This is a genomic window from Colwellia sp. BRX8-9 (assembly GCF_014077245.1).
Taxonomy (GTDB): Bacteria; Pseudomonadota; Gammaproteobacteria; order Enterobacterales; family Alteromonadaceae; genus Colwellia_A.
On sequence record NZ_JACGVN010000009.1, the window covers coordinates 106,111 to 131,720 of the forward strand.

The window sequence follows — 25,610 nt, forward strand, 5'->3', positions numbered from 1 at the left end:
AACAACAATTTAATACAGGAAAACCCATGGGCTTTAAAATAGCAAATAATTCAATTCTCCGTTCAGATAATTACGCAGAGTTAGTACGTGGAAAAACCTATCCCTTTGAGAGAAAGGGCCATCAGCATCTTGCTGACAATGTTCCTCTATGGTTAACAGGTACTGACTGGACTGCTCGAGCAGAAATAAGCGTTGTAAGTCAGGCTATTGAAAATAACAATATTAAAGGGATATTTCGTGTTGACTACCTTTACCAGAAAGATGAGCAACAAATACTAACGAATACTTTTATTCGCATGTATGCAGGGCTAAATGATCCGTCTATCTATTTACTCTCATCAAATGCTGAATATCAACAAGCACTAAGTGCAGGTAAGCTAACGCGTGATTCGCTAACCAGCGAAGGTTTTATTCATGCGACGCCAAAAAGTCAGTTAAACCGTCTTGCCAATAAATATTATAAAGACAAAGAGCAGCCACTTATTTTGATTGTTGATAAAGAGTTAGTTATACCAGAAATAAAATGGGAACCTGCAAGCGGTGGCTTATATCCTCATATATATGGTCCATTAAACATCAATGCGGTCACTCGGGTTGAAAAAATATCACTTAATGAGGATGGAAATTTTTACCTCTAAAGATAGCCGCTTACTCACATTATCAATTGGCTAGTTAACCAAAAACAATAAAGCCAAAACACCGAGATGTTTTGGCTTTAACTCTTTCTTAAGCTCTAAAGCTGTTAACGAATCTTAGCGCCTATAGAACTTTCGCGATAGATTTTGCTAAGTAATCAACATTACTATTCGCAATACCCGCAATACTCATACGGCTTGAACCGACCATATAAATACTATATTCATCTTGTAACTGTTGCACTTGCTCAGGGGTTATACCTAAGAATGAAAACATCCCCATTTGACGGGTAATAAAGCTGAAGTCACGAGTCACACCGTTTTCGACTAACTTATCAACCAATAGTTGACGGTTACCATTAATACGGTCTCGCATTTCTTTTAATTCTACATGCCACTGGGTACGTAGTTCATCAGAACTTAAGATTGTTTCAACCAATGCGGCACCATGTGCTGGAGGCATAGAATAAATAACACGGATCACATAAAGTAATACGGACTGTGCAACATCAACTGCGGCAGATGTTTCGCCAATAATAGTACAAGCGCCAATACGTTCGCGGTATAAACCAAAGTTTTTCGAACATGAACTACAAACAATCATTTCTTTCGCGTGTTCGGCCATTAAACGCAAACCATAGGCATCTTCGTCTAAACCAACACCAAAACCTTGGTATGCCATATCGATAAGGGGTAAAAAACCAATGTCTTTAGCCACTTCAACAACTTGTTGCCACTGCTCATTGTTTAAATCCATACCACTGGGATTATGACAACACGCATGTAACAACACAGCATCATCGCTGCTGACTTCTTTTAATGCCGCTAACATGCCATCAAAATCAAGCGTTTTGTTTTCGTGGTCGTAATACGGATAGGTTTTAACGGTTAAACCAGCGGCTTCAAACAAACCGGTATGATTTGCCCATGTTGGGTTACTCACCCAAATAGTGGCACCAGCTTTACAAGACTTAATAAATTCAGCCGCAACACGTAATGCCCCAGTTCCACCGGGAGTAGAAACCGTGCGAGCTCTATTTTCAAGCAGCACTTTATGGTGACCGAAAATTAATTTACTCATCTCTTCATTGAATACAGGTGAGCCGGTAGGACCAATATAAACTTTGGTATCTTCGTGATCGTTACGATATTTTTCCGCCGCTTTCACACAGTCTAAAATCGCTGTATGACCTGCTTCATTTTTATAAACGCCCACACCCAAATCAATTTTATGTGGGTTTGAATCTTCACGATATTTAGCCAACAAGCCTAAAATAGGATCGGCTGGCAAAGCCTTTAAGCTACCAAACATGTCTCCGGTTACCTTATTCAATGACGGGATGTTCTTAATTGGGCGATTTCGCTCAACAAGAGAAATAAATCCCTGTGTTTAAAGCGCAAGCATAGCCCCAATAAGGTGAAATTTAAAGCGTTTAAACTAAAAAATTGCAGGAACTAATAGCACAAAAGGGACTAAGGAATAACAAGGATAACCTTGTTGTCTGTAATGACAAGTTTCGCAACAAATTATATCCAGCGTTTGTTGCGAAATAATCGCTGATAAAATCTTAGAAATTATTAGTAACTGCGGCGATAAAGCCAATAATACCACCAAATACACCTCCCCAAACAACCAACCAACCTAAGTGTTTGCGGATCATCGCTTGGATAATTTCCTTGACCAGTTGTGGTGTTAGTTCATTTAACCTTTGATCAATAATTTCACTGACTTTATCACGCATATCCGCCATAACACTCGGTTGCTCTAACTCATCCTTGAGGATATTGTTAAATTCTTCACTTTGTGAAATTTTACCGACGGTGATTTTCATTTTTTCAATAAACGGCTCTCGTAACGGCTGTAATGCTTCGCTGCCACCAACCATCGCTAACATGCCACCAAACGATGACTTTTCAATAACATCAACTAAGTCATCAAAAGCAGGATTCAAGTCTATTTTTTCAATGACGGGTGTTAAGTCTAAAGACACTAAACCACCTGAACCACCCGACAAAAATCGGTCAATATTTTCTTCAGTGAAAAACTGTTCCATCATCAGCTCTTTTATGGCTTTTTTAAAATCTTCAAAGCGCGCAGGAATAACACCAGAGCCATATAAAAAGGGTACTTTTTCAAAAAGCATATGTATAGCAATCCAATTAGTAAATGCCCCCGACAAGGCAAATAAGCCTATGGTAAAGAGTAAAGACTGCTCGAAAAAATAACCCGCTAAAGTAGCAAGCAAGGCGATAATATTAGTCATAAAGCTTTTATTCACTGAGTACCTCAAAATTAGTGTTGGTTTCTATCGCGCTATATTAACAATTGCATGGTTTTGCGCCAACTCTTTTACTGTATAGTAGCGGGTAAACAATAAAGATTAAGGAAACGTCATGAAAATCAGACTTATTTTAGCCATGAGTACATTACTGACTATTTTTAGCGCTGCTGCACAAACATCAAAAGTAGCTGATGAATGGCGAGCTTTAGATGTTGCAAGAACCGTATTACTGACACTACCACACGGAAAAGTTGTCATAGAACTGGCACCACAGTTTTCGCCTAAGCATGTCGAACAGTTTATAAAACTGACCCAATCAGGTCATTATGATGGTAATAAGTTCTATCGAGTGATCGACGGTTTTGTGGCGCAAGGAGGTCCTGAAGACGGCAGTCGTCAAGATAAGTTAGTACCAACATTAATCATGGAAGGTGACTTTACTACCGATGAAAACTGGCAGTTCACTAAAATTCAAAACAATGATTTATTCGCTGAACAAACAGGTTTTAAAGACGGATTTTCATTAGCTCATAACCCGAGTGAAAAAAAAGCTTGGTTAACGCACTGCCCTGGTGTCATTGCAATGGCTAGGGGGAATGACGCCGACTCCGGCACCAGTCATTTTTATATTGTTAATGGTCAAGCCACTCGCTATTTAGATCGAATTATGACTATCTTTGGTCGTGTGGTTTATGGCATGAACCACGTACAAGCCATAACTAGAACATCGGTTATTGAGGGTGATAAGCCTGTTGCTGAAAAAGATTATACCACCATGACAAGTATGAAAATGATGAGTGATGTGCCCAAAGAACAACAAATTTTATTAGCCGTAAAAAATACCGAGCACCCCGCTTTTAGTCAAATGATAGAAAAACAGAAAAAACGAGAAAATGCATTTTTCTACAAAAAACCACCACCCGTTTTAGATATTTGCCAAACGCCAGTGAAAAGCCGGATAATTAATTAAACCTTATCTAAAAGGTGGGGATGGCTTTGACCTTGAAAATGTTTTGCTATAAATTAACATGCAATGTAATAAATAATCTTGGTGAAATATGGACATAGCTAGATTAAAAAAACTATTATCTCATCAACAAGATATCTTATCTAAAATTGCCTTAGGTCGGCCTTTAAATGATGTGCTAAATGATATTTGTTTATCTATAGAAGAGCTTCTCGATGACAAGTCAGCGAGGTGCTCAATATTATCGATAAAGGACGAACAACTTTTTCACTGCGCTGCGCCAAATATTGATGATAAGTATTGTCAGGCTATTAATGGCGTACGCATTGGTCCAAAGGTAGGCTCTTGTGGGACGGCAGCATTTAGAAAGTCTCGAGTCATTGTTGAAGACATCGCAATATCCCCGTTATGGCAAGACTTTAAAGCACTCGCATTGAGCTATGGTCTTAAATCGTGTTGGTCAACCGCCATTATTTCCACACAGTCCAAAACTCTTGGTTCACTTGCCATTTATCATAGCTCTTCTAAATCCCCAACGGATAAAGATTTAGAGTTAATCGACTACTTCGTGCATTTTTCAAGCATCGCCTTAGAAAAAAATGTTGAATCACTTAACGCCAAACGACTGATTGCGGATCTACAAAAAAGTAATCAAAAATTCCAAGCTTTTACTCAGGTTATGCCTGATTTAACCTTAATATTGAGTGAAGATGGCGTATATACTGATATTTATGGCTCAGCTGATGAATTGTTATATGGTTCAGTTAACAAACTCATTAATAAAAATGTAAATGACGCCTTACCTAAAAAAGATGCACAGCCAATCATGTCGGTCATTGAAAAGACCTTAGCCACCAATGAAGTGCAAATTTTTGAATATCAGCTTGACGTTCTAAAAGGTAATATGACTTTCGAGGGGAGAACAGCCCCCCTTGACCATTATCAGCCAAACTTTCCTAATAAAAGGCATATCGTCTGGATAGCTAGAGATATAACGGTGCGTAAAGAGGCAGAAAAGGCGATTGAAAAACTGGCCTTTTTTGACCCATTAACCAACCTTCCTAATAGACGAATGCTCAACGAAAGATTGACAATGTGTATTGAAAGAATAAAACGTTCAAGCAAGACCGGCGCTTTATTATTTTTGGATATAGATAACTTTAAAAGGATTAATGACTCACTAGGACATAGCGCCGGAGATCAAATTTTAGTCGAATTATCGACAAGGCTTAGCGCCACTATAAGGGCATCGGATACTTTAGCTAGAGTGGGTGGCGATGAATTTATTATTTTATTGGAATATGTCGGTGAAAATAATGAGCAGGCCATTATAGAATCTGAAAAGGTCGCTCAAAAATTACACAGCGTATTCGATGAAAAATTTGAGTTAGGTGAATTAGCATTTCAGGTCAGTTGCAGCATAGGTATTAGCCTAGTTAACAATGGTAACTCATTAGTAGATAACATTTTGAAGTTTGCAGATACCGCTATGTATCGCGCAAAAATGAAAAAAGGTAATAGTTATAATTTCTATGATCCCGAATTACAAACCTTACTAGAAAAGCAGGCTGAACTCGAAACTGACCTTGTTAGAGCAATAGCTAATGATGAATTTTGTGCCTATTTTCAGCCGCAAGTAAACACCTCGGGTAAAGTCATTGGAGCAGAGGCACTTATTCGATGGAATCATCCCAGTAAAGGGCTGATCGCACCCAATGAATTTATACCTATTGCCGAACAATATGGGCTTATTCAAAAATTACAAAACATTGTTTTACTTGATATTTGTACATTAATTGCGCAACTGCGTACCGATAATATGATTGACGAGTTGTTCAGTGTTTCAATCAATATAAGTCATTGCCAATTTAACTCATCTACTTTAAAAACTGAGTTACTTAGTGCCATGGCTGGCTTCGATATACAACCATCACAGATTAAGTTAGAGATTACTGAGTCGATGTTGGCTGGAGATATTGATAATACCATTCAACAAATGCAAGAAATTAAAGCAAAAGGCTTTACCTTTTCCATAGATGATTTTGGTACTGGCTACTCTTGTTTAACACACTTAAGTGCTTTCCCGGTCAATGAACTTAAAATTGATAAAAGCTTTATCGATAAAATCTTAGATAATGGCACCGGCTTTAGTATCGTTAATACGATAATAACCTTAGCTAAAAGCCTTAACATAACCGTGGTTGCTGAGGGTGTAGAAGCGTTAGAGCAGCACGAGTTACTCAAAACGCTACATATTGATTCAATTCAAGGTTATCTAATTGCTAAGCCTATGACTAAAGGTGACTATCTAGCGTGGCATAAAATTAATATTAACCATCTCCAGCCGTTTATTAACACCACCCACTGATTTATAGCTGTTGATTCTACTTAAATTAATGCCGCTAAAAATTTATTTTTTTAGCGGCATTTTTACAATAGAAGCGATAATTCTGGTATCTAGGTCGCTAATGTAAACTACAAAAATTACCAGCCTTTAATAATAGACTACGTTTTAAAAGCTCGTTACCAGACGTTTTAACAATAAAAGTGGCGCTATTTTATTTGTATTTAATAACGATTAAACATTACCTTAGCCGTTAAACGCTTGCCCTAAAGCGCTAAGCGCATTGGCTCTTTTTTTAATGTTAACCGTCTCACGTTCAACCGTATTTGTTTGTTGAAGATTATTTTGAGAAGCATCACTGATGTTAATAATATTGCGGCTAATTTCCTGAGAAACCATACTTTGCTCTTCTGATGCTGTCGATATTTGTATGGCTAAATCAGAAATATCAGTGATCAATGAATATACCTTATCAACAACATCATGAGCTTCTGTTGCTTTTTCCACACAACTGTCCGCAGACTCTTTGCCTTTTGTCATAGTTTGCACCCATGATAAAAGTGTATTTTGCATTTCTGATATTGAGCTTTGTATTTGCTCTGTTGCCGCATGGGTTCTGCTTGATAACGCCCTAACTTCATCGGCCACCACCGAAAATCCTCGACCATGTTCTCCTGCGCGTGCGGCTTCGATTGCCGCATTAAGTGCTAATAAATTAGTTTGATCAGCAATGCCTTGTATTTCATGCATTATGCTGCCAACTTTTTCAACCTCACTGGCGAGCTCTGTTGCCGAAGACGCTGAATTTGCGACTTCTTCAGCCAATATATTGACTGTTTCCATGGTGGTGTGCATGGCTTTTGTGGCAATTTCACAATCTGAATGTGCTTGATTAACTTTTTGTGAAGTAAAGGTGGTGTTCTGGGCAACCTCGTCGATTGTTGCAACCATTTCTTCAACAGCTGTCGCGACTTGGTGTAATTCAGCCGTTTCTTGTTCAACACCTTCTTTAGCTATTCTCGCCGCTTGCTCAAGCGTACTCGCGCCTGCACTGAGTAAATCACTACTGTCGGTAATACGGCCTAAAATTGTTTTAATTTTACCTTCAGCCATTTTCAAATGAAAATCGGCAATACCTTGAGGTTTGCTTCCACAATAAATTAACCGTGAAAGACTGTCATAGTCTCTGCTGAGTTTTTTGAAATATTTAGGCGTATCGATAATTTCATTTTTATAAATTATAAAGGGTAGTAAAGGTAATAAAAACATCATGTATGGATAATAAAGAGCACTGAACAATGTTGTTATACTTGCGCCAAAGTAGGCTGCATTTTTAATACTGGCATTTTCGTACCACTTATTTAAAGACTTGCCCGCTTGTAGTGCTTGATAAGATAATATGGCATTACTTTTAGTTTTCTCGTCTAAGCGTGTTCTTACTGATTGAAAACCAACTAGCTGACCTGACTCAAAAATAGGGGTAATAAAAGCATCAACCCAGTAATAACGGCCATCTTTGCAGCGATTCTTAACAACACCTCGCCAAGGTAAGCCCGATTCTAAATTAGTCCATAAATCTTTAAAGGCAGCCTTAGGCATGTCTGGATGCCTTACAATGCTATGATTTTGTCCAACGAGTTCATCAAGGGAATAGCCGGCAATTTTACAAAAGTCTGGGTTCGCGTAAGTAATGACACCCTTTTTATTTGTTGTTGAAATTAACTCTACACCGTTTTCAAAATTAACTTCTTCATTAATAATCGATTGCTTTTGTCTTGTCATAGATAAATCCTTTTGTATGAATTTGTTGTTTTTATATTTTAGTTAATAAAATGATAAGATCAACAATATCAACAAAATATACTGATTTTGAAGGGATATTACATAAAAAAATAGGAAATTGAGCCACCTTGGCGTTTTAATAAAGGGAAATAGAGCAATCGATAGTTAGAGCACGATAAACCTTAGTACTTTTGTCTGCTGGTTATTTATACCAAATTTTTAAAATATCAAAAACACGCTCACCTTCGGGTGTCTGTACTACGACCTCGTCATCAACACACTTACCTATTAATGCCCTTGCCATTGGTGAATCAAGACTTATTTCACCTTTTTTAACGTCCCATTCATCAGGCCCCACCACTCGATAGGTGAGTTCTTTGTCGTCTTCATTAATTAGCGAGACCCAAGCACCAAAATAGACTTTACCTTCTTGCTTAGCATCATAATAGACAATCGTTAAGTCCTCGGTTCGCTTAACTAAAAATCTTACGCGTCGGTCAATTTCACGTAAACGCCTTTTACCATAAATGTATTCTGCATTTTCACTTCGATCGCCCAGAGCAGCGGCTTCTGAGACAGATTTAGTGATAAGAGGACGCTCTTCCTTCCATAAATATTTCAGTTCTTTATCTAAGCGATCCCAGCCTGCGCGGGTAATATAGTTACTTCGTTTCATATTTTTTAAACACGGATAAGCAGAATATTTATTGTGACAGGATTAAGCTGATCTGGCCATACTCAGCAATAAAAAGATAGCAGGTTTAAAATAAGCATCATCGCTCTTTGTAATCCGTAGCAACCCGACATTGTCTACATGGATCTAGGACTATGATTTGTCTAGAATAAAATGACGTGCAATAAGCACTAATGCAGCGAAGGCGTGGATGCCTAAGAGCTGTTATGAACGTTCATCCTGAACATAAAAAAGCCTTAACGTTTATCGTTAAGGCTTTATATCAATCACTCAAAGAGCAATAAGTCAGATTAGATTTCGTAATCAATCACTTCATAACCTAATGCTTTTAGTTGGGGTTTCAATGTTTTAGCATCACCAACAACAACCATTAACATTTCCGCTAAGTTTAAGTGTTTCTTTGCTAGCGTATTTATTTCTTCTGCACTGATTGTTTCAACAATCTCTGCTCGCTCTTGCACAAAACTTGGCTTTAAATCGTATTCTAAGATTTGCGCTAAGAAACCTAATTTTGCCCGTGGTGTTTCATATTTCAACGCATCTCTTTGATTAATTGAATTACGCATAAAGCTTAATTCTTCCGCGGTGATACCTTGTTCGTTGTAGCCTTTTATTTCGTTAACAAACTCAATAATTGATTTATCGGTAACATCAGCACGAACTTCAGCAGAGGCGGTAAATGTACCAGAGAATTTGTCAGCACTAAAACCAGAACGTGCGCCGTAGGTATAACCTTTATCTTCACGAAGGTTTAGGTTTATACGACTATTAAATGCACCACCTAAGGTGAAGTTCATTAAATAAGACTTGTAATACTCGCCGGTAATATCTTGAGTCATTGAGCGTTTACCAATGCGAATCGCGGATTGCGCGGCACCCTCTTTATTCACTAAATAAATAACACCCGCTTTTGTCTCAGGTTTAGCCAGTGTTAGCACTAAGCTTGATCCTTTACCTTGCCAGCTAGAAAAGACGTTAAGTGATTTAATTAGCGCTTTTTCTTTCAAGTCTGATACGACGATTAACTGACTATCACTTGGTTTTACTTGCTGTTCGTAGAAGGCTTTAACATCTGCTAAGGTAATATTATTGAGACTTTGCTCGGTACCTTGGCTTGAAGTTGCTGCAATGTTGTCAGCTTGCAATAATTGACGATAAGCTGTTGAGGCTAAATAACCTGCATCTTTCTTACTATTAATTGCGCCCTGAATAGCATTACTTTTGTTGCGTGAAAATTCCACTTCAATGAATGCTGGGTGCATTAATTTTTCATTAACCAGTGCCATTGTCGCATCAAGATTTTTAGTTAGTGTACTGACATTAACATTCAAGTATTGATTACCTGCATAGATAGCGATTGAACTACCTAATTTTTGTAATTCATTGCTCATTTCTTCGGCGCTACGTTTGGTGGTCGATTCATTTAATGCACTAGCAAGTAACGAAACAACGCCTGCTTTGTCTTTGTCAGAATAATAATGACCTGCAGGAATCTTTAACAATAATGATGTCGTTGGAGTTTCAATGCTTTGCGTACCCAGCACTTTAATACCATTGGCTAACGTTTTGTTCCACATCTGTGGTACAGCGACTGATTTATTGGCAGCTGAGATTGGCATTTTACTGCGATCAAAATTATCTTTCGCTTTGCGTACCACTAAACTCTCTGCTGAGGTTTCAGATGTCTGACCTTTACTACGCGGTGCAGGAATAAAATTATCTTGTGCTGCAATTAGATCAAGTTTGCCTTTAGGCACTATGCTCATGATCACCGCATGTTGGTCTTTAATATACTTTTTAAAGACCCGCATAACATCAGCCTTAGTAACATTGGCATAACGTGCGATATCTTTTTCGATGTAATTTGGATCGCCCTTAAATGTTTGATTAGCCGCAAGTGTACTCACTTTGCCTGAAACACTTTGTAAACCGAAGATGAAGCTTGCTTCCATACTCGCTTTAACTTTCGCTAGATCGTCGTCTTGTACGCCACGCTCTTCAAATTCAACTAAGCTCTCGCGAATCACTTTTTCTATATCTGCTAATGTTTTTCCTGAAGCCGGGTGTGGTAACGCTAACAAAGTAAAGGTACAAGCTAGTTCGGCACAGGGATGCCCCACTGAAGCTTGAACCGCTAATTGATTTTTCACTAAGTTTTTATAAAGCAAAGATGTTTTGCCGCCACCTAAAATACTTGATAAAACGTCAAGTGGGGCTTCATCTGCATGGCGAACAGAAACGGTTGGATAAGACATATACACTAAAGGTAAATGAACATTATCTTCCATGGAAATATAACGATCTTCGTTTATGGTGAATGTAGGTTTTTCAGGCATAGCGATTTCAGGTCCGCGTGGGATAGACCCGAAATACTGTTCCACTAAGGCTAACGTTTCTTTTGCGTCAATATCGCCACCTATGGTTAAGGTTGCGTTATTTGGACCATACCATTTTAAGAAAAATGCTTTTAGGTCGTTAACATTTACACGATCTAGATCCTCTAAGTAACCAATGGTTTGCCATGAGTAAGGATGCCCTGCCGGATATAACGCTTCAGCAACTCTCTCTCCTAATAAACCGTAAGGACGATTATCATAACTTTGTCCTCTTTCATTTTTTACCGTTTCACGTTGTACTTCAAATTTTTCTTGCGTTACCGCATCAACCAAAAAGCCCATACGGTCTGATTCTAACCACAACATTTTTTCTAGTTGGTTAGCTGGAACCGTTTGAAAATAATTAGTTCGATCACCGTTAGTTGTCCCATTTAAGGTACCACCAGCTTCAGTTATTAATTTAAAATGCTGTTCGTCGGCTACGTTTTCAGAACCTTGAAACATCATATGTTCGAAAAAATGAGCAAAACCTGACTTACCTAACTCTTCGCGAGCAGAGCCAACGTGATAGGTCATGTCAACATGAACTAAGGGATCAGAAGCATCTTTATGAAGAATAACCGTCAAACCATTACTTAAGGTATATTTTTGATAAGGAATAACAGTTTTACCCGCTTCTGCCGTTACTTGCTCAACAAAACTCACACCTGCTGGTAATGTTACTTCAGCCATGGTGGTGGTTGGCGCGGTTTGTTCACATGCTGCTAAACAAGTTAATAGCAATGGGATGCTCCATTTTTTCAATTTATGCTCCTTGGTGGCTTTATTATTTATATAAATATATTTTCTCGCGCTCAACTTCTGCGCCAGTATCTAGCTCTAATATATGATTTGCTCACTTGCTTTGCCAATGATATTTCTGTTTTGCAATACTTTGTTACTTATTTGTTAACTTTTAAATTTAGAACAAAAAAAAGACAACGGCTGTTGTCTCAATGATTGTCAGGAAGAATATTAACTACTCTTCTGGTTTATTATCTTGTTTTTTATCTTGTTCTTGCTGTTCTTTTGTTTCAGTTTTCACTGGTTCATGACCTTCGCCGCCACAGCCTCCGCAACATCCCATTGTATTTTCCTATTGAATAATGAAGGAAAAATTATAGCTAACCCTCAACTCGCCAAAATTGATCAAAATCATCAAACGTCTAATAACTTCATTCTTTTACTGACACGTAAACTTTTATAAATATCTTATTTAATGAATGTTGCTCTGCTTAATACTTGCATTAAACAACAAGTGATATCATAATGATATCACTTGTTAAAATCTTACTGAGAATAATATGATTACGGAAAAAGAAATCAAAGCGCCTAATGGCATTATGTTTATTTTTGTTTTATTGGCATTACAGATTGGTACTTTCACCTTGTTAATTAATAACATAATAAATAACAATGTCACACTTGCCATTATTAGTTTACTGGTCACCCTTGCTATTTTTATTTGCTGGTTTGGTTTTTTTATGGTCAATCCCAAAGAAGCTCGGGTTATGCAATTATTCGGTAAGTACGCGGGTACCGTTCATGATTCAGGCCTACGCTGGGCTAACCCTTTTTACACAAAAATGCGCGTCTCTTTGCGGGTTAGAAATTTCGAAAGTAGTAAACTAAAAGTTAATGACAAAAATGGTAACCCCATTGAGATTGCTGCGGTTATTGTCTGGGAAGTAACAGATACCGCTGAGGCCGTTTTCCAGGTTGATGATTATGAGGATTTTGTCTCAATTCAAAGTGAATCCGCATTACGTAATTTAGCCACAAGTTATGCGTACGATCATCACGAAGATGACGATATTTCTTTACGCAGCGATCCGACTCAAATCTCAGCAGCATTAAAAATTGAAGTGCAAGACCGGTTAGAAAAAGCTGGCGTCACTGTGATTGAATCTCGTATTAGTCATTTAGCTTACGCGCCAGAAATTGCCAACGCTATGCTAAGACGCCAGCAAGCCATGGCAATTATTGCTGCACGTAGAACCATAGTCGAAGGTGCTGTCGGTATGGTAGAAATGGCATTAACAAAATTAGAAGAGCGTCAAATTGTAGAACTTGATGCAGAAAGAAAAGCCGCTATGGTGAGTAACTTATTAGTTGTTCTATGTAGCGACGAAGCGGCACAACCTGTAGTAAATACCGGCAGCTTATACTAATCGTCAATTGAGTGAGAAATATTGTGGCAAAAAAAGCATATCCTCTTCGCATTAATGAAGAAATTCTTTCTGCCATGCAACGCTGGTCTGATGATGAATTACGCAGTTTAAACGCGCAAATAGAGTACGTGCTGCGTGATGCCTTAAGAAAGTCTGGCCGAACTAAGCCTAAACCGATAGAGGCTATTATTGATCCTAAAAGTTAATCTTGTTTTTAAATACCCGTAAACGGATGATCGACAGTGATACGTTATTAAGTGGTGTCGATCATTCATATACTGAAATATAATTACATAAGATATAGTTATCAAATTTTAGACAAAAAAATACCGATGACAATGCCATCGGCTTATAAGCTATGAGGAGAGCTTGAATATACAAATTATTACAACAAGCGTTCACAAAAGAACAACTACATTATAGAGTAATCATTCTACTTTTGTAAAGCGCTTTATGTAATTAAATTACATTTTAGTTTTAAAACCACCAAAAAAATAATCTTGCATAGTTAATGCGCCTGCTCCCAGTTATCACCAATACCTGCCTCAGCAATGAGGGGGACTTTTAACTTCACCGCATCATTCATAATTTCAACAAGCTTCGCCGTTGTTTCATCAACGATGTCTTGATGAATTTCAAATATCAACTCATCGTGTACTTGCATTGTCATTTGAATACGTGGGTCTTGCTGGATTTGTATCCATTCATCTACAGCTAACATCGCTTTTTTAATGATATCAGCGGCAGTGCCTTGCATAGGTGCATTAATAGCGGCACGTTCAGCGCCTTTTCTACGCATCGCATTTTTAGCTTTAATATCAGGTAAATATAAACGACGACCAAAGCATGTTTCCACAAAACCTTGCTCTGCAGCTTGCTGACGCGTTTCCTCCATGTAAGCCATAACATTAGGGTAACGTTCAAAATACTTATCCATATACTCTTGCGCGCGATGGCGAGGCACATCAAGTTGTTTTGCTAAACCAAACGCTGACATTCCGTAAATCAAACCAAAGTTTACTGCTTTAGCGCTACGGCGTTGATCAACCGTTACCTCGGCCAAATCGACACCAAATATTTCAGCCGCTGTTGCTTTATGCACATCTCGCCCTTCTGAAAAGGCAGAGACTAATCCTGGATCATCAGATAAATGCGCCATAATACGCAGTTCTATTTGAGAATAATCTATCGCGACAATTTTGTGATCTTTGGGCGCAATAAAAGCTAAACGAATTTTTCGACCCTCTTCACTACGAATTGGGATATTTTGAAGATTTGGATCGGTCGAAGATAAACGCCCTGTTGCCGCAACGGCTTGTTGATAAGAGGTATGTACTCGACCTAACTTGCACACTAACAAAGGAAGCTTGTCAGTGTAAGTCGATTTTAACTTACTCAATCCTCGGTTTTCTAAAATAACTTTCGGTAAAGGGTAATCTAACGCCAGCTCTTGTAACACTTCTTCTGCGGTTGAAGGTGCACCTTTGGGCGTTTTCTTAATAACCGGAATTTTTAACTCTTCAAACAATATTTTTTGTAGTTGCTTGGGTGATGATAAGTTAAACGTTTGTCCGGCAATATCGTGTGCTTGAATTTCTAATTCTTGTAAGCGCATACCAAGTGCATGGCTTTGTTCATTCAACAAATCAGAATCGATTAGCACACCGTGTTGCTCCATACGCGCTAAAATAGGTAACAAAGGCATTTCAATGTCGGTAAATACTGATAATTGATCTTTATTTTTTTCTAACTTAGCATAAATGGCTTGGTGCAAGCGCAAGGTAATATCGGCATCTTCGGCGGCATAATATCCCGCTTTTTCAATTTCAATTTGGTTGAAAGTTAATTTTTTAGCGCCCTTGCCAGCAACTTCTTCAAAACTGACCGTTTTGTAACCTAAATATTTAGTCGCTAATGCGTCCATATTGTGGCGAGTCGCAACACTGTTTAAACAATAAGACTCGATCATGGTATCAAAAGTAATACCTTGCATTTCAATATCGTAACGTGAAAGCACGTTAACATCATACTTTAAGTTCTGACCAACTTTTGCTTGATTTTTATCTTCGAGAAGTGGTTTTAATTGCGCCAAGACCCAGTCACGGTCAAGCTGTTTGGGTGCATCAGGATAATCGTGCATAAGCGGCACATAAGCGGCAGTTCCAGCTTCGATAGAAAACGATAAGCCCACTAACTCGGCTTTCATATAATCAACACTGGTTGTTTCGGTATCAAAGGCAAAGAGATCCGCATTTTTTAATTTAGTCAGCCATGAAGTAAACTCAGCTTCGCTAAAAATAATTTGATAGTCAGTTTCAATATCATCTGCTGCAGGTGTTTCTTCTACAATCGAGTCAACACTTGAGGTTTGCTGTCCGGGTGAACCCGCAATAGCAGATTCACCATTTTGTAAGTCTGCTAATAACCGGCGCAATTCAAATCGAGTGTATAGCTCAGTTAATTTTTCAACATCGGCAACGCCTGGCTGTAATTGATCAGCGGTTTGCTCAAGCGGTACATCAAGTTTAATGGTTGCTAATTCATAAGAGAGGGGTAAAAACTCAAGTGCTTCACGCAAATACTCACCAATCTTACCTTTTACGTTTCCGGCATTAGCCATCACATTTTCTAAATTTTCGTGCTCAAGTAACCATTTTACTGCGGTTTTGGGACCACACTTATTGACCCCTGGAATATTATCGACTTTATCACCCATTAACGCGAGGTAATCAATAATTTGGTCTGGGCGGACACCAAACTTTTCAATAACACCATCAACATCCATTTTTACATCGGTCATGGTATTAATAAGCGTGACATGCTTATCAACGAGTTGCGCCATGTCTTTATCGCCGGTTGAAATAACGGTATCGATACCCGCTTTACTCGCTTGTTCTGCCAAAGTACCAATAACGTCATCGGCTTCGACGCCATCAATCACCAATAGCGGTAACCCCATAGCGGCAACAATTTCATGGATTGGTGCAATTTGAGTACGAAGATCGTCGGGCATTGGTGGACGATTCGCTTTATATTCAGGATACATGTCATTACGAAAGGTCTTTCCTTTCGCATCAAATATCACAATAACATTGCCATTTGGATAATTTTTTTTCAGACTTTTTAGCATGTTTAACACGCCAGTAATCGCACCGGTAGGTTGACCATCTTTTGTCGATAATGCTTGTAAATATGGAACATGATAAGCACGGAATAAGTACGAAGAACCATCTACTAAAATGAGTGGCGATAAAGCAGAATTTGTCATGATGATATGTGACTAGAAGTGAAATTTGGCTAAGGATGCCATACTCAGTACATTCTCTCCACTTAATCTATAAAATTAGTCGCAAAAGATCGTAGAAATTGTGGATAAGTATGTTGAAAACAACGTAGAAAACCATAACAACCAAATGGCTATTACGGTAAATTTGTAGGTAACATCTTATTTTTATTGAGAAAAGGTAGTTTGAAATTCCTTTTTCACATATTTATTATTATTTTTATTTATGTGGATAAAAATTTATCCTGTACGTTTTCAGCATCTTATTAATTGTGTATTTTTTGTGCTGCTTAAATAAACGAGGTAAGAGAGTACCAGAATTTTCTCTCAATACCAGACAATTATTAAATTATTTTTAGTGGTATATTTCTGCTTTAAATAACTAAAAAACATAAGCGAATAACAGTAAGACTTAGCGCGATTTTAAAGATAAAAAAAGCTGAATTAATTTATCTTTAATTTGAATAAAAGCTCAAATTACCAAAAAATAAATCATCAAAAATATTGCTTTATTATTCTTGCTTTATTTTTATAATTAATATTTAATTTTCAATGTTGTTACGGGAGCTTTTTAGCTAAGCCATCTGGTCATACCTTTATTGAGTAGAGAAGATTACCGTGATACTGTAATTAAACTTAAGATATGGATGTCTTTTAGGCCAGTAGGTCACCCTTTAATTTAATTTGGTTTAATTGTTAGGTAAAACGCTTTTATCTAAGACATTTTAATAATAAATGCACACCTTTATCACATTAAGTAAATATCGGATTACAATTAAAGGATGAGCAACGTAACACAAGGCTTAATTAATGCTGAATCTCACCATAAAACAAAAAATCATCTTTGGTTTTACTACGATTGGATTATTATTATTAACGGCAAGTAGCTTTTTTTACTATTCATTAAGTAAAATTTCTGACGCCAATAATAATGTTGAAACATTAGCCGTTCCTGTGCAAAAACAAAGTGGCACGTTACAAGTTCAATTGCTGAAAATGATGAAGCAAGCGGCTGTCGCTTATACACAATCCGATGCTAATGAGTTACAGGAAAGTTTAGAGCAGTTTAATCATCTACAAAAAGATTACCAAGCAACTGTTCAGCTATTACGCCTGAAAGTGACTAAGCAAGCAAAAATGCAATCGGCTCTTGAAGAAGCACAAGTCCAATATCAACAATACTCAACCGATATTCAAGCAATGTTCTCAGCTAAAATAGGGCATCAGCAAGCAACAAGAGACTTCCAAGCTGACTATAAAACTTTTGAAAATGCTCGTTATCAAGCAAGCACCTATATGCTTGATTTAGAAATTATTGAAGCGACGGGTCAGGAGAAGTTACTTGATGAAGTTATTGGTACAGGTACGCGCATTGATGACTCACTTTTTAGCTTAAAAAACACTATGTCAGGGCTTGACCGAATAGAATCAACAGACTTAGTGACTAAACACCAAGATGATATGATTTTTTTAATCAATAATATTGAAACTAATTTTGCTTATTTAGTCCAGCAAGCTGAGCCACTTAATGCTAATGAACTGTTAAATGACTTTAAGCAGAACTTGACGCTGATGCAAGAATCAATTCAACAACCAGGTCGTTTATACCAACTACAACTACAAACAATTAATCTACAATATCAAGCAAAAGAAGCTTATCTTTCTGCAACCCAATCTTATAATTTAAGCTATGCCAAGCTAGATGAATTAGTTTTATTAGCGAATAAACGTTTTGCTCATTTTCAAAACAATGCCCAAGAAGAAATTGAAAGAGGAAAAACTTTAGCCATCGTTTTAGCGTTAATATTTATTGTTATGGCGAGCTTTATTACTTATGTCACAACTAAAGCCATGATTGGTCCATTACGGGCAGTAAACAAAGCCTTGGCATTAATCGCCAGTGGTAACTTGTCAAAGCGCATGGAAAAACGCAGCGATGATGAGTTTGGCGGGCTGATTACTAATATTAATAAGTTATCTGATGATCTAACTCAATTACTTAACGCCATTAATAAAGACGCCCATTCGCTTGATGAATCTGCGGCGTTAACCAATCAACAAAGTTTGTTTATATCAGAATCCGCCAGTCAACAAATTACCCGTATTGATAATGCCAAACAGCTTGCTGAACAAATGTTTGCTAGTTCAAGTATGGTAAAAGATGAAGCAGTGACTACCGCTTCCCATGTCACTGAAGCATCACAACGCAGCCAAGACATTAATAATATTGCTAACGATAACAGCCAGCGTATTAAGCAATTATCAACTCGACTGGGTGAATCCGTGGAAGTCATGGAATTACTTAGCCAGCATAGTCGCAGCATAGGTAGTATTTTAGATACCATTGGTGGTATTGCTGAGCAGACTAACTTACTCGCTTTAAACGCGGCTATTGAAGCAGCAAGAGCCGGAGAGCAAGGTCGTGGCTTTTCAGTGGTTGCTGATGAGGTAAGATCATTAGCTTCTCGCACTCAGGCGTCCACCGCTGAAATACAAGTGATGATTAATAATTTACAAAAAGATACTACTATTGCGGTCAAGGCGATTTCTGAAGGCCAAACACAAGCCAGTGAATGTGTGGCTCAAAGTCAGCAATTAAGCCATGCCATTAACCAAATTGAGGACACCTTAAAAGCAATTGACTCGATGAGCAAAAGTATTACTACTGCAGCACAAGAGCAGTTGGTTTATAGTGAGCAAATTGAACAAACAATGAATGAAACGGCTGATGCGGCAAATAAGAATGCTATGGAAGCGAGTAATATGCACAAAAGAAGTGAAGATGTCAGTACTTTAGCGCATTCTCTAACCAGCTCAGTAGAGCGTTTTACACTTTAAGCGGCGGATTTATTAGCGCTAGTTAAAGTAGTGTCGAGCGTCATCATTAATAGCCAGAAGATGACGCCAACACAACTTTGTATGGTGTGGTTAACGCCACTTAATTCATGGTAACAAACTCTTCTGCACTTGTTGGGTGTATCGCAATAGTGTTATCAAAGTCGGCTTTAGTTGCGCCCATTTTCATGGCAACCGCAAACCCTTGCAACAATTCATCACTACCAAAACCAATACTGTGAATGCCAACAATTTTTTCTTCTTTACCAACACAAATAAGTTTCATACGCGTAGGATCACGATAATCTTCAGTCATCGCCTGATACAAAGCAGTGAACTGTGAATTGTAAACCTTAACCTCTTCTACGCCGTATTCGTCAAGCGCTTCTTTTTCTGATAAACCAACCGTACCAATAACTGGGTGACTAAACACAACCGTGGCAATATTTGAATAGTCTAAATGCTCGTCAGGTTTATTATTAAATAAACGTTCACATAAGCGACGACCTGCGGCAACAGCGACCGGTGTTAATTGTGCACGACCGGTATTATCACCTACTGCATAGATACCTTTAACATTCGTATTTTGGTATTTGTCTGTTGAAATAAAGCCTTGTTCGTTCATTGCGACGCCAGCCAACTCAAGATTAATTTTATCTGTTGCTGGCTCTCGCCCTATTGCCCAAATTAAAGAATCAACAGGCCCAACAGACTTACCATTTTCCAAATGGATGGTCAGTTGACCATTATCGTGTTTTTCAACATGACTGGGTGTACTGTGGGTATGCAGTGTTGGACCATGTTTTGCCATTTGTTCGACTAACGTGTCACTGAGCATATCGTCAAAACCACGTAGTGGCTTTTCTTTACGCACTAATAAATGTGAGGTGGTGCCTAAAGCATGAAATACGCCAGCAAGTTCTACGGCAATATAACCCGCCCCAACAACCGCAACACTTTTCGGTTGTTCTGTTAATGCGAAAAAGCCATCAGAATCGATACCATGCTCTGCACCTTCAATACTTGGAATGCTCGGACGACCACCGGTAGCAATAACAATATGGTCAGCGGTAATTTGTTCGCCATTAACTTCGACAGTGTTTTTATTGATAAATTTGGCAAAACCATCAATGACAGTAACACCGTTGCTGGCAAAACCACGAGCATAGGCTGCATGAATGCGCTCTATATAAGCTTCCCTGTTTTTAACTAACGTGCTCCAATTAAAACCTTGTAACGGCGCATTAAAACCGTAATCAGCAGAGTAGTGTAACGCATCGGCAATTTGCCCGGCATACCACATGGCTTTTTTCGGCACACAACCCACATTGACACACGTGCCACCAATTTGCTTAGCTTCTATTACTGCTGCTTTTTTACCGAGCTTTGCTGCGCGATTTGCAGAAGCAATACCGCCACTTCCTGCGCCAATGGCAAGAAAGTCAAAATGTTGAGTCATGTTATTATTCCTAAAAAAATGTATGAGTTATATATGTGGCTAAACAAGCGTTATTCAAGCCAATTAGCTATTCTGGCTTATTCACTTTTATCGCGATAATGTCATCATGCAAAAATTGTTCAATTTTAGCAGCTCCAACTGGCTTACTATAAAGGTAGCCTTGGATAAGGTGACAGTGTTTTTCGCCTAAAAATTTCAGTTGTATTTCATTTTCTACACCTTCGGCAATACAAATCATTTTCAAGTTTTTTGCCAAGACTAACGTCGCAGCAACAATCGCTTCATCAGCAGAGTTAATGCCAATGCCAGAAATAAAGCTCCGGTCAATTTTTAATATTTTTAAAGGTAGCTTCTTTAAATAAGACAAGGATGAGTAACCGGTACCAAAATCATCTAAAGCAAGTACCACACCTAATTTATCAAGCGCGGTCATAGTTGCAATAGCTTTATCAGGATCAGAAATAAGCATGCTTTCAGTGACTTCAAACTTAAGCGCTTCAGCGGGTAAATTATGTGTTTGTAAAATACTTTTCAAATAAGGAATTAAATTGTCTTCAAGAAAGTGCTGAACAGACAGATTAATCGATAAGTACATATTAGGACGAATAGCTCGCCATTTTTTCAAATCTATCACACCACGTAAAATAGCCGCTTCAGTCATAGATATAATCAAACCCAGATCTTCAGAAAGTGGAATAAAATTATCGGGTGGAATTAACTTGTCGCCACTTTGCCAGCGTAATAATAATTCGGCGCCAACGGCCTTACCTTTATATGAGTCAACAATAGGCTGATAATAATTAATAAATTCGCTGTTTTCAAAAGCCAACTTAAGCGTTGATTCAGCAAGTAACCGCTCACTTGCTTCAACATTCATACGGGGTGTATAAAATTGAAAGGTATTACGGCCAAGTTGCTTAGAATGATACATAGCGACATCGGCGTGACGAAGCAACTCATCACTATCTTTGGCATCTTCGGGGAAAAGTGCAATACCTATACTAGCACCAACACTGATGGTATTGCCGTTTAATAGCACCGGCTCGCCAACGGCAGTAATCACCTTCTGTGCAACTCGACCCAGCTGACCATGGCCGCGAAAAGACTCTAGCAGAACAACGAATTCATCACCGCCAATGCGAGCAACGGTATCATCAACCCTCAGAACTGCTTTTAAACGCCTGGTGACTTCTTGTAAGAGCAAATCGCCACAGTCATGACCCAATGAATCATTAACTTGTTTAAACCTGTCTAGGTCAATAAAAAACAAAGCAATGGATTGTGACATGCGGGCAGAATAGTCCATTGCATGTTTTATTCTGTCGAGCAATAATGAACGATTAGGTAAATCCGTTAAATGGTCATAATTGGCTAAATAACGCAGCTCTTTTTCTGCATGCTTTTGCGCGGTTATATCGGTAAAAATACAAACAAAATAAATACTATTGGTTGACTCATTAAGGCTGGCACTGACCGTTAAAATAACATGGAATTCTTCACCAGCCTTTGTTGTTATTAGCTCTTCACCTCGCCAATCATCCCCAGCCTTTAAATGAGAAAATAAGGTCTTATAAAACTCAAAACGATCGTTTGTTAATCCAAATAATTTCGCATCGAAAGCGAACTCTTCATCTTGCCAAGCAAAAACCTCACGCAAGGACTCATTCGCGATGACCCGACTAAAGTTGTCACTAATAATTAAGACCCAATCTTTGGTTTTCTTAAAAGCTTCACCATAGAAGTGAGCACGTTCGGCGTCGGCTAACGATTGGGTAATATTTGTATACGCGCCAGTAATTCTGGTTGGCTTGCCTTTAGTGTCAGTTGCCACAATTTTTCCAAGGTCTTTAAACCATAACCACTGACCATTGGATTTTTTCATTCGGTAACTACATGAAAAACTTACCTTAACATCAGCCGCGCCCAAAAACTGTAACCATCGTGAATGAAACAATTCACGTTCATCTTTGTGAATTAACGACAAATGCTCATTAAAGCTATAAGAATATTTAAGGTCGCTATAACCTAATTCTTCAGAGGCTCGTTTAGCGAACATTAAGTTATTATCGCTTTGCCAATCCCACACTTCACTATTACTACCAGTTAAGGCTAGCTGCAATCTATTTTCTCGGTATTTTACCTCTTCATGTGCGGCAAGTAATAAACGCGTATTTTGTTGGCGCTTTGCATACCACAGCATAAATAAAGTCAACAAGAGCACAATATAAACTAAGTAAGCTAGCGGCGAAGACCAAAGAGCATATTTCACCACGAAGTTAATAACAAAAGCTTCAGAATATTTTTTAGTTTCAGCTGATTGGATACGCACTACCAGCGAATGCTCCCCTGAAGGTAAGCTCGGAAAAGTAATGTGATTTTCAGTGGTTAATGGATAACTTATGTTATCAGCACCTTGTAACTTGTATTCAAACAGGAAATTATTCGTGTTGTTGTAAGATAATGGCGAGAAGTCAATACGAATACCGACATCATCATAGTTTAACTGAACGGTATCACCATTACTCAGCACAAAAGGCAAAGCTAAATCACGAGACAACACGTTAATATTAGTGGCATGTACACTCAGTTGCTCATCATCTTGTTTTGTCTTTAAAACCAGAGGGTCAAAAATGGTTAAGCCGTTCATGGCACCATAGGCAAATGTATGATTATACATTTCGTAGAAAGCACCACTATTGAATTCTTTACCCACTAAACCATCACTGATACCAAAATTACGAAGATGGTGTGTTTCAGCGTTTAGCATATAAATACCGTTATGGCTGGAAAACCAAAGATCACCTTCAGGGTCTACCATTAAACCGTAAATATTGAGTCCCACATTGGAATTATTTTTGTCATATACATATTTTTTTTCAAACGTTTTACTGTCTAAACCAACCAGTTCTTTACCAGCAAAACTAAACCATAGCAGGCCTTTTTTATCAAAAGCCACATTTTCTATAGATATCCATTCACTTTCTTTAATCTTAAGATTTTGATAAATCATGGTACTTGTTCGTGTTTCAAGATCAAAAAACCATAATGAATTATTGGTAGAAAAAAGCATTTTATCACTATTAGGTAAATAGCCGAGTAAAGTAAAAACCTTATCTTCCGCAATGCTCGCAGTCATTTCATCAAGTGGGTCAATAGCGCCCGTTGTTAATGAAATACGATTGACACCTTTTTCCGTAATACTCCACAACGTATTATAACGATCATAAAAGAAATCATACTGACCTAACGCAAGCAGCTCTTTTACTTTAACGTCATACGGAATATCAATAATTTTTTTGAGCGCTATATCAAATAACACCACCCCTTTACCGGTAGAAAGCCATAAGCGTTGCTCCAAATCTTCATAAAGATGATCTATGTTCCCACGATGATAAATCGTTTTAGGGGTCTCGGTTGTTAAATAGTGCAACATTGTATCGTGACGCGTATCGAGTAAATTAAGACCATTTTGAGTGCCTATCCATAACTGTTCAGGGTCACTCCTTTTCGCCGTAATAGACCAAACAAGGTTGTCTGTTAAACTTTTTTCACTGTCTTTTTTATAACGATAGTTGGTTACTAAGCTCAGTTTAGGATTCCATTTATAAAGACCGGTAGCCTGAGAGCCCAACCAAAACGCCCCTTGTTTGTCTTTCATAATAGCAACTACATCACTGCTTTTAATATGGTCAAAAAACTCATTAAACGAAAAAAGAAATTCTGTGGTGTCTGTTTTTGTATCAATAGCAGACAACCCTAAATGACTGCCTTGATATACGTTATCGCCATCGTCATAAAACTGCCAACTTGAAACACCGTCAGTCACCATTTTGTAAGTGGGTAATTGAAGATCACCCACTAAATAATTGTTAATTTTACTAACCGGCAAGCTATAAACACCATTGTCTGTACCCAAATACAAATGATTATTCGCACTTACATGCAAGTTAAATACTTTATTCGCCCCTACCGCACTAAAGCTGTCTGAGCTAATTTCAGTCGCGGTAATGGCAGGTAATTTTTTCCATTTTTTAGTGTCAACATTTAAGGCAAAAGTGCCAATACGTGTCGCAATATATAAAATATTTTGATGTAACAATATTTCATAAATATTATTAACCGCAGGAAGCTCATTTGATAAATCTAATAGACGCGTACTTTTTTGAGATATTTTGTTATACACGATGATAGTTTTTGCACTGGCAATAAAAAAGTCATTATTGTTGCCCTCGATCATATCCGCTATATAATAATCTTTATTTAGCGGATCTGTTTGTAGAATTTTTTGGTAGGTATCTGTTTTTTTATTGTAAGTAATTAGCCCTTTATCAACGATGTTGATCCAAAGTAATTTGTCCTTATCTTGAATAATCCGGTACGTTTCATAATTTTCAAAATCATTATCTGGCCCAGGTAAACTGCGAAAATTATAACCGTCATACATATTCAAACCATTTTCAGTGCCAACCCAAATAAAACCTTCATCATCTTGAAAAATAGTTTTAACCGAGCCTTGAGACAAGCCATGCTCAACTGACAAGTTTTCTAAATATAAATTATTCACCTCTGCTTGTGCAGTATTTGTGAAAAGCATAGCGCACAGTAAAAAAAGTGAATATAAGGAATTCACAGAAAAAAAACGAAACATAACACCTCGAGAAACTCATGACGAAGACAAATCATATATTTTTAGTATAAGTAAAATACAATTAAAATAAATATTTATCCGAACTAAAAGGGTAAATAAAGAGCCTAATTAACAATAACAAACAACGTATTAACA

14 protein-coding genes are annotated in these 25,610 nt (G+C 37.9%); 6 read left to right on the top strand and 8 right to left on the bottom strand.

The annotated features are described in order from the left end of the window. Nucleotides 1-26 precede the first annotated feature (26 nt). The gene (locus tag H4J70_RS09690; protein WP_182215344.1) at nucleotides 27-638 is read left to right on the top strand and encodes a DUF952 domain-containing protein; all 612 of its coding nucleotides are present in this window, start codon (nucleotides 27-29) and stop codon (nucleotides 636-638) included. 121 nt (nucleotides 639-759) lie between these two features. Here the strand turns inward: H4J70_RS09690 and H4J70_RS09695 are convergent, their stop codons facing one another. Continuing rightward, nucleotides 760-1,947: an amino acid aminotransferase gene (locus tag H4J70_RS09695; protein WP_182172491.1), complete on the bottom strand. Its 1,188-nt coding sequence runs from the start codon at nucleotides 1,945-1,947 to the stop codon at nucleotides 760-762. A 256-nt stretch (nucleotides 1,948-2,203) separates the two neighbouring features. Next, nucleotides 2,204-2,914 (bottom strand): DUF445 family protein, encoded by a 711-nt coding sequence (locus H4J70_RS09700; protein ID WP_182215342.1) that lies wholly within the window; start codon nucleotides 2,912-2,914, stop codon nucleotides 2,204-2,206. 115 nt (nucleotides 2,915-3,029) lie between these two features. On the opposite strand from H4J70_RS09700, the gene H4J70_RS09705 reads away from it, so the two are divergent. Beyond that, nucleotides 3,030-3,887 (top strand): peptidylprolyl isomerase, encoded by an 858-nt coding sequence (locus H4J70_RS09705; protein ID WP_182215340.1) that lies wholly within the window; start codon nucleotides 3,030-3,032, stop codon nucleotides 3,885-3,887. An 88-nt stretch (nucleotides 3,888-3,975) separates the two neighbouring features. Beyond that, on the top strand, nucleotides 3,976-6,252 hold the full coding sequence (locus H4J70_RS09710; RefSeq protein ID WP_182215339.1) for an EAL domain-containing protein: 2,277 nt from the start codon (nucleotides 3,976-3,978) through the stop codon (nucleotides 6,250-6,252). A 222-nt stretch (nucleotides 6,253-6,474) separates the two neighbouring features. On the opposite strand, the gene H4J70_RS09715 is transcribed toward H4J70_RS09710, so the two are convergent. From H4J70_RS09715 to H4J70_RS09725, 3 genes are all read right to left on the bottom strand, one after another. After that, nucleotides 6,475-8,010, bottom strand: a complete 1,536-nt coding sequence (locus H4J70_RS09715) for a PAS domain-containing methyl-accepting chemotaxis protein (protein WP_182215337.1) — start codon at nucleotides 8,008-8,010, stop codon at nucleotides 6,475-6,477. Nucleotides 8,011-8,212: 202 nt separating this feature from the next. After that, the gene (gene greB / locus H4J70_RS09720) at nucleotides 8,213-8,686 is read right to left on the bottom strand and encodes a transcription elongation factor GreB (RefSeq protein ID WP_182215336.1); all 474 of its coding nucleotides are present in this window, start codon (nucleotides 8,684-8,686) and stop codon (nucleotides 8,213-8,215) included. Between the two features lie 308 nt (nucleotides 8,687-8,994). Further along, a complete protein-coding gene (locus H4J70_RS09725) occupies nucleotides 8,995-11,844 on the bottom strand; it encodes a pitrilysin family protein (RefSeq protein ID WP_259366357.1) in 2,850 nt (949 codons plus the stop codon). 539 nt (nucleotides 11,845-12,383) lie between these two features. Here H4J70_RS09725 and H4J70_RS09730 point away from each other — a divergent pair. Continuing rightward, entirely contained in the window at nucleotides 12,384-13,250 is an 867-nt protein-coding gene (locus H4J70_RS09730) for an SPFH domain-containing protein (protein WP_070375218.1), read from the top strand. A gap of 23 nt (nucleotides 13,251-13,273) precedes the next feature. Beyond that, the gene (locus tag H4J70_RS09735) at nucleotides 13,274-13,456 is read left to right on the top strand and encodes a hypothetical protein (RefSeq protein WP_220465239.1); all 183 of its coding nucleotides are present in this window, start codon (nucleotides 13,274-13,276) and stop codon (nucleotides 13,454-13,456) included. A 302-nt stretch (nucleotides 13,457-13,758) separates the two neighbouring features. On the opposite strand, the gene polA is transcribed toward H4J70_RS09735, so the two are convergent. Continuing rightward, complete coding sequence (polA, locus tag H4J70_RS09740) at nucleotides 13,759-16,518, bottom strand: DNA polymerase I (RefSeq protein WP_182251025.1); 2,760 nt, start codon at nucleotides 16,516-16,518, stop codon at nucleotides 13,759-13,761. An 825-nt stretch (nucleotides 16,519-17,343) separates the two neighbouring features. On the opposite strand from polA, the gene H4J70_RS09745 reads away from it, so the two are divergent. Continuing rightward, a complete protein-coding gene (locus H4J70_RS09745) occupies nucleotides 17,344-19,371 on the top strand; it encodes a methyl-accepting chemotaxis protein (protein ID WP_182215332.1) in 2,028 nt (675 codons plus the stop codon). 100 nt (nucleotides 19,372-19,471) lie between these two features. On the opposite strand, the gene gorA is transcribed toward H4J70_RS09745, so the two are convergent. Together gorA and H4J70_RS09755 are read right to left on the bottom strand one after the other, a co-directional pair. Next, complete coding sequence (gorA, locus tag H4J70_RS09750; protein WP_182215330.1) at nucleotides 19,472-20,827, bottom strand: glutathione-disulfide reductase; 1,356 nt, start codon at nucleotides 20,825-20,827, stop codon at nucleotides 19,472-19,474. Between the two features lie 67 nt (nucleotides 20,828-20,894). Next, on the bottom strand, nucleotides 20,895-25,421 hold the full coding sequence (locus H4J70_RS09755; RefSeq protein WP_182244552.1) for an EAL domain-containing protein: 4,527 nt from the start codon (nucleotides 25,419-25,421) through the stop codon (nucleotides 20,895-20,897). Nucleotides 25,422-25,610: the final 189 nt, after the last annotated feature.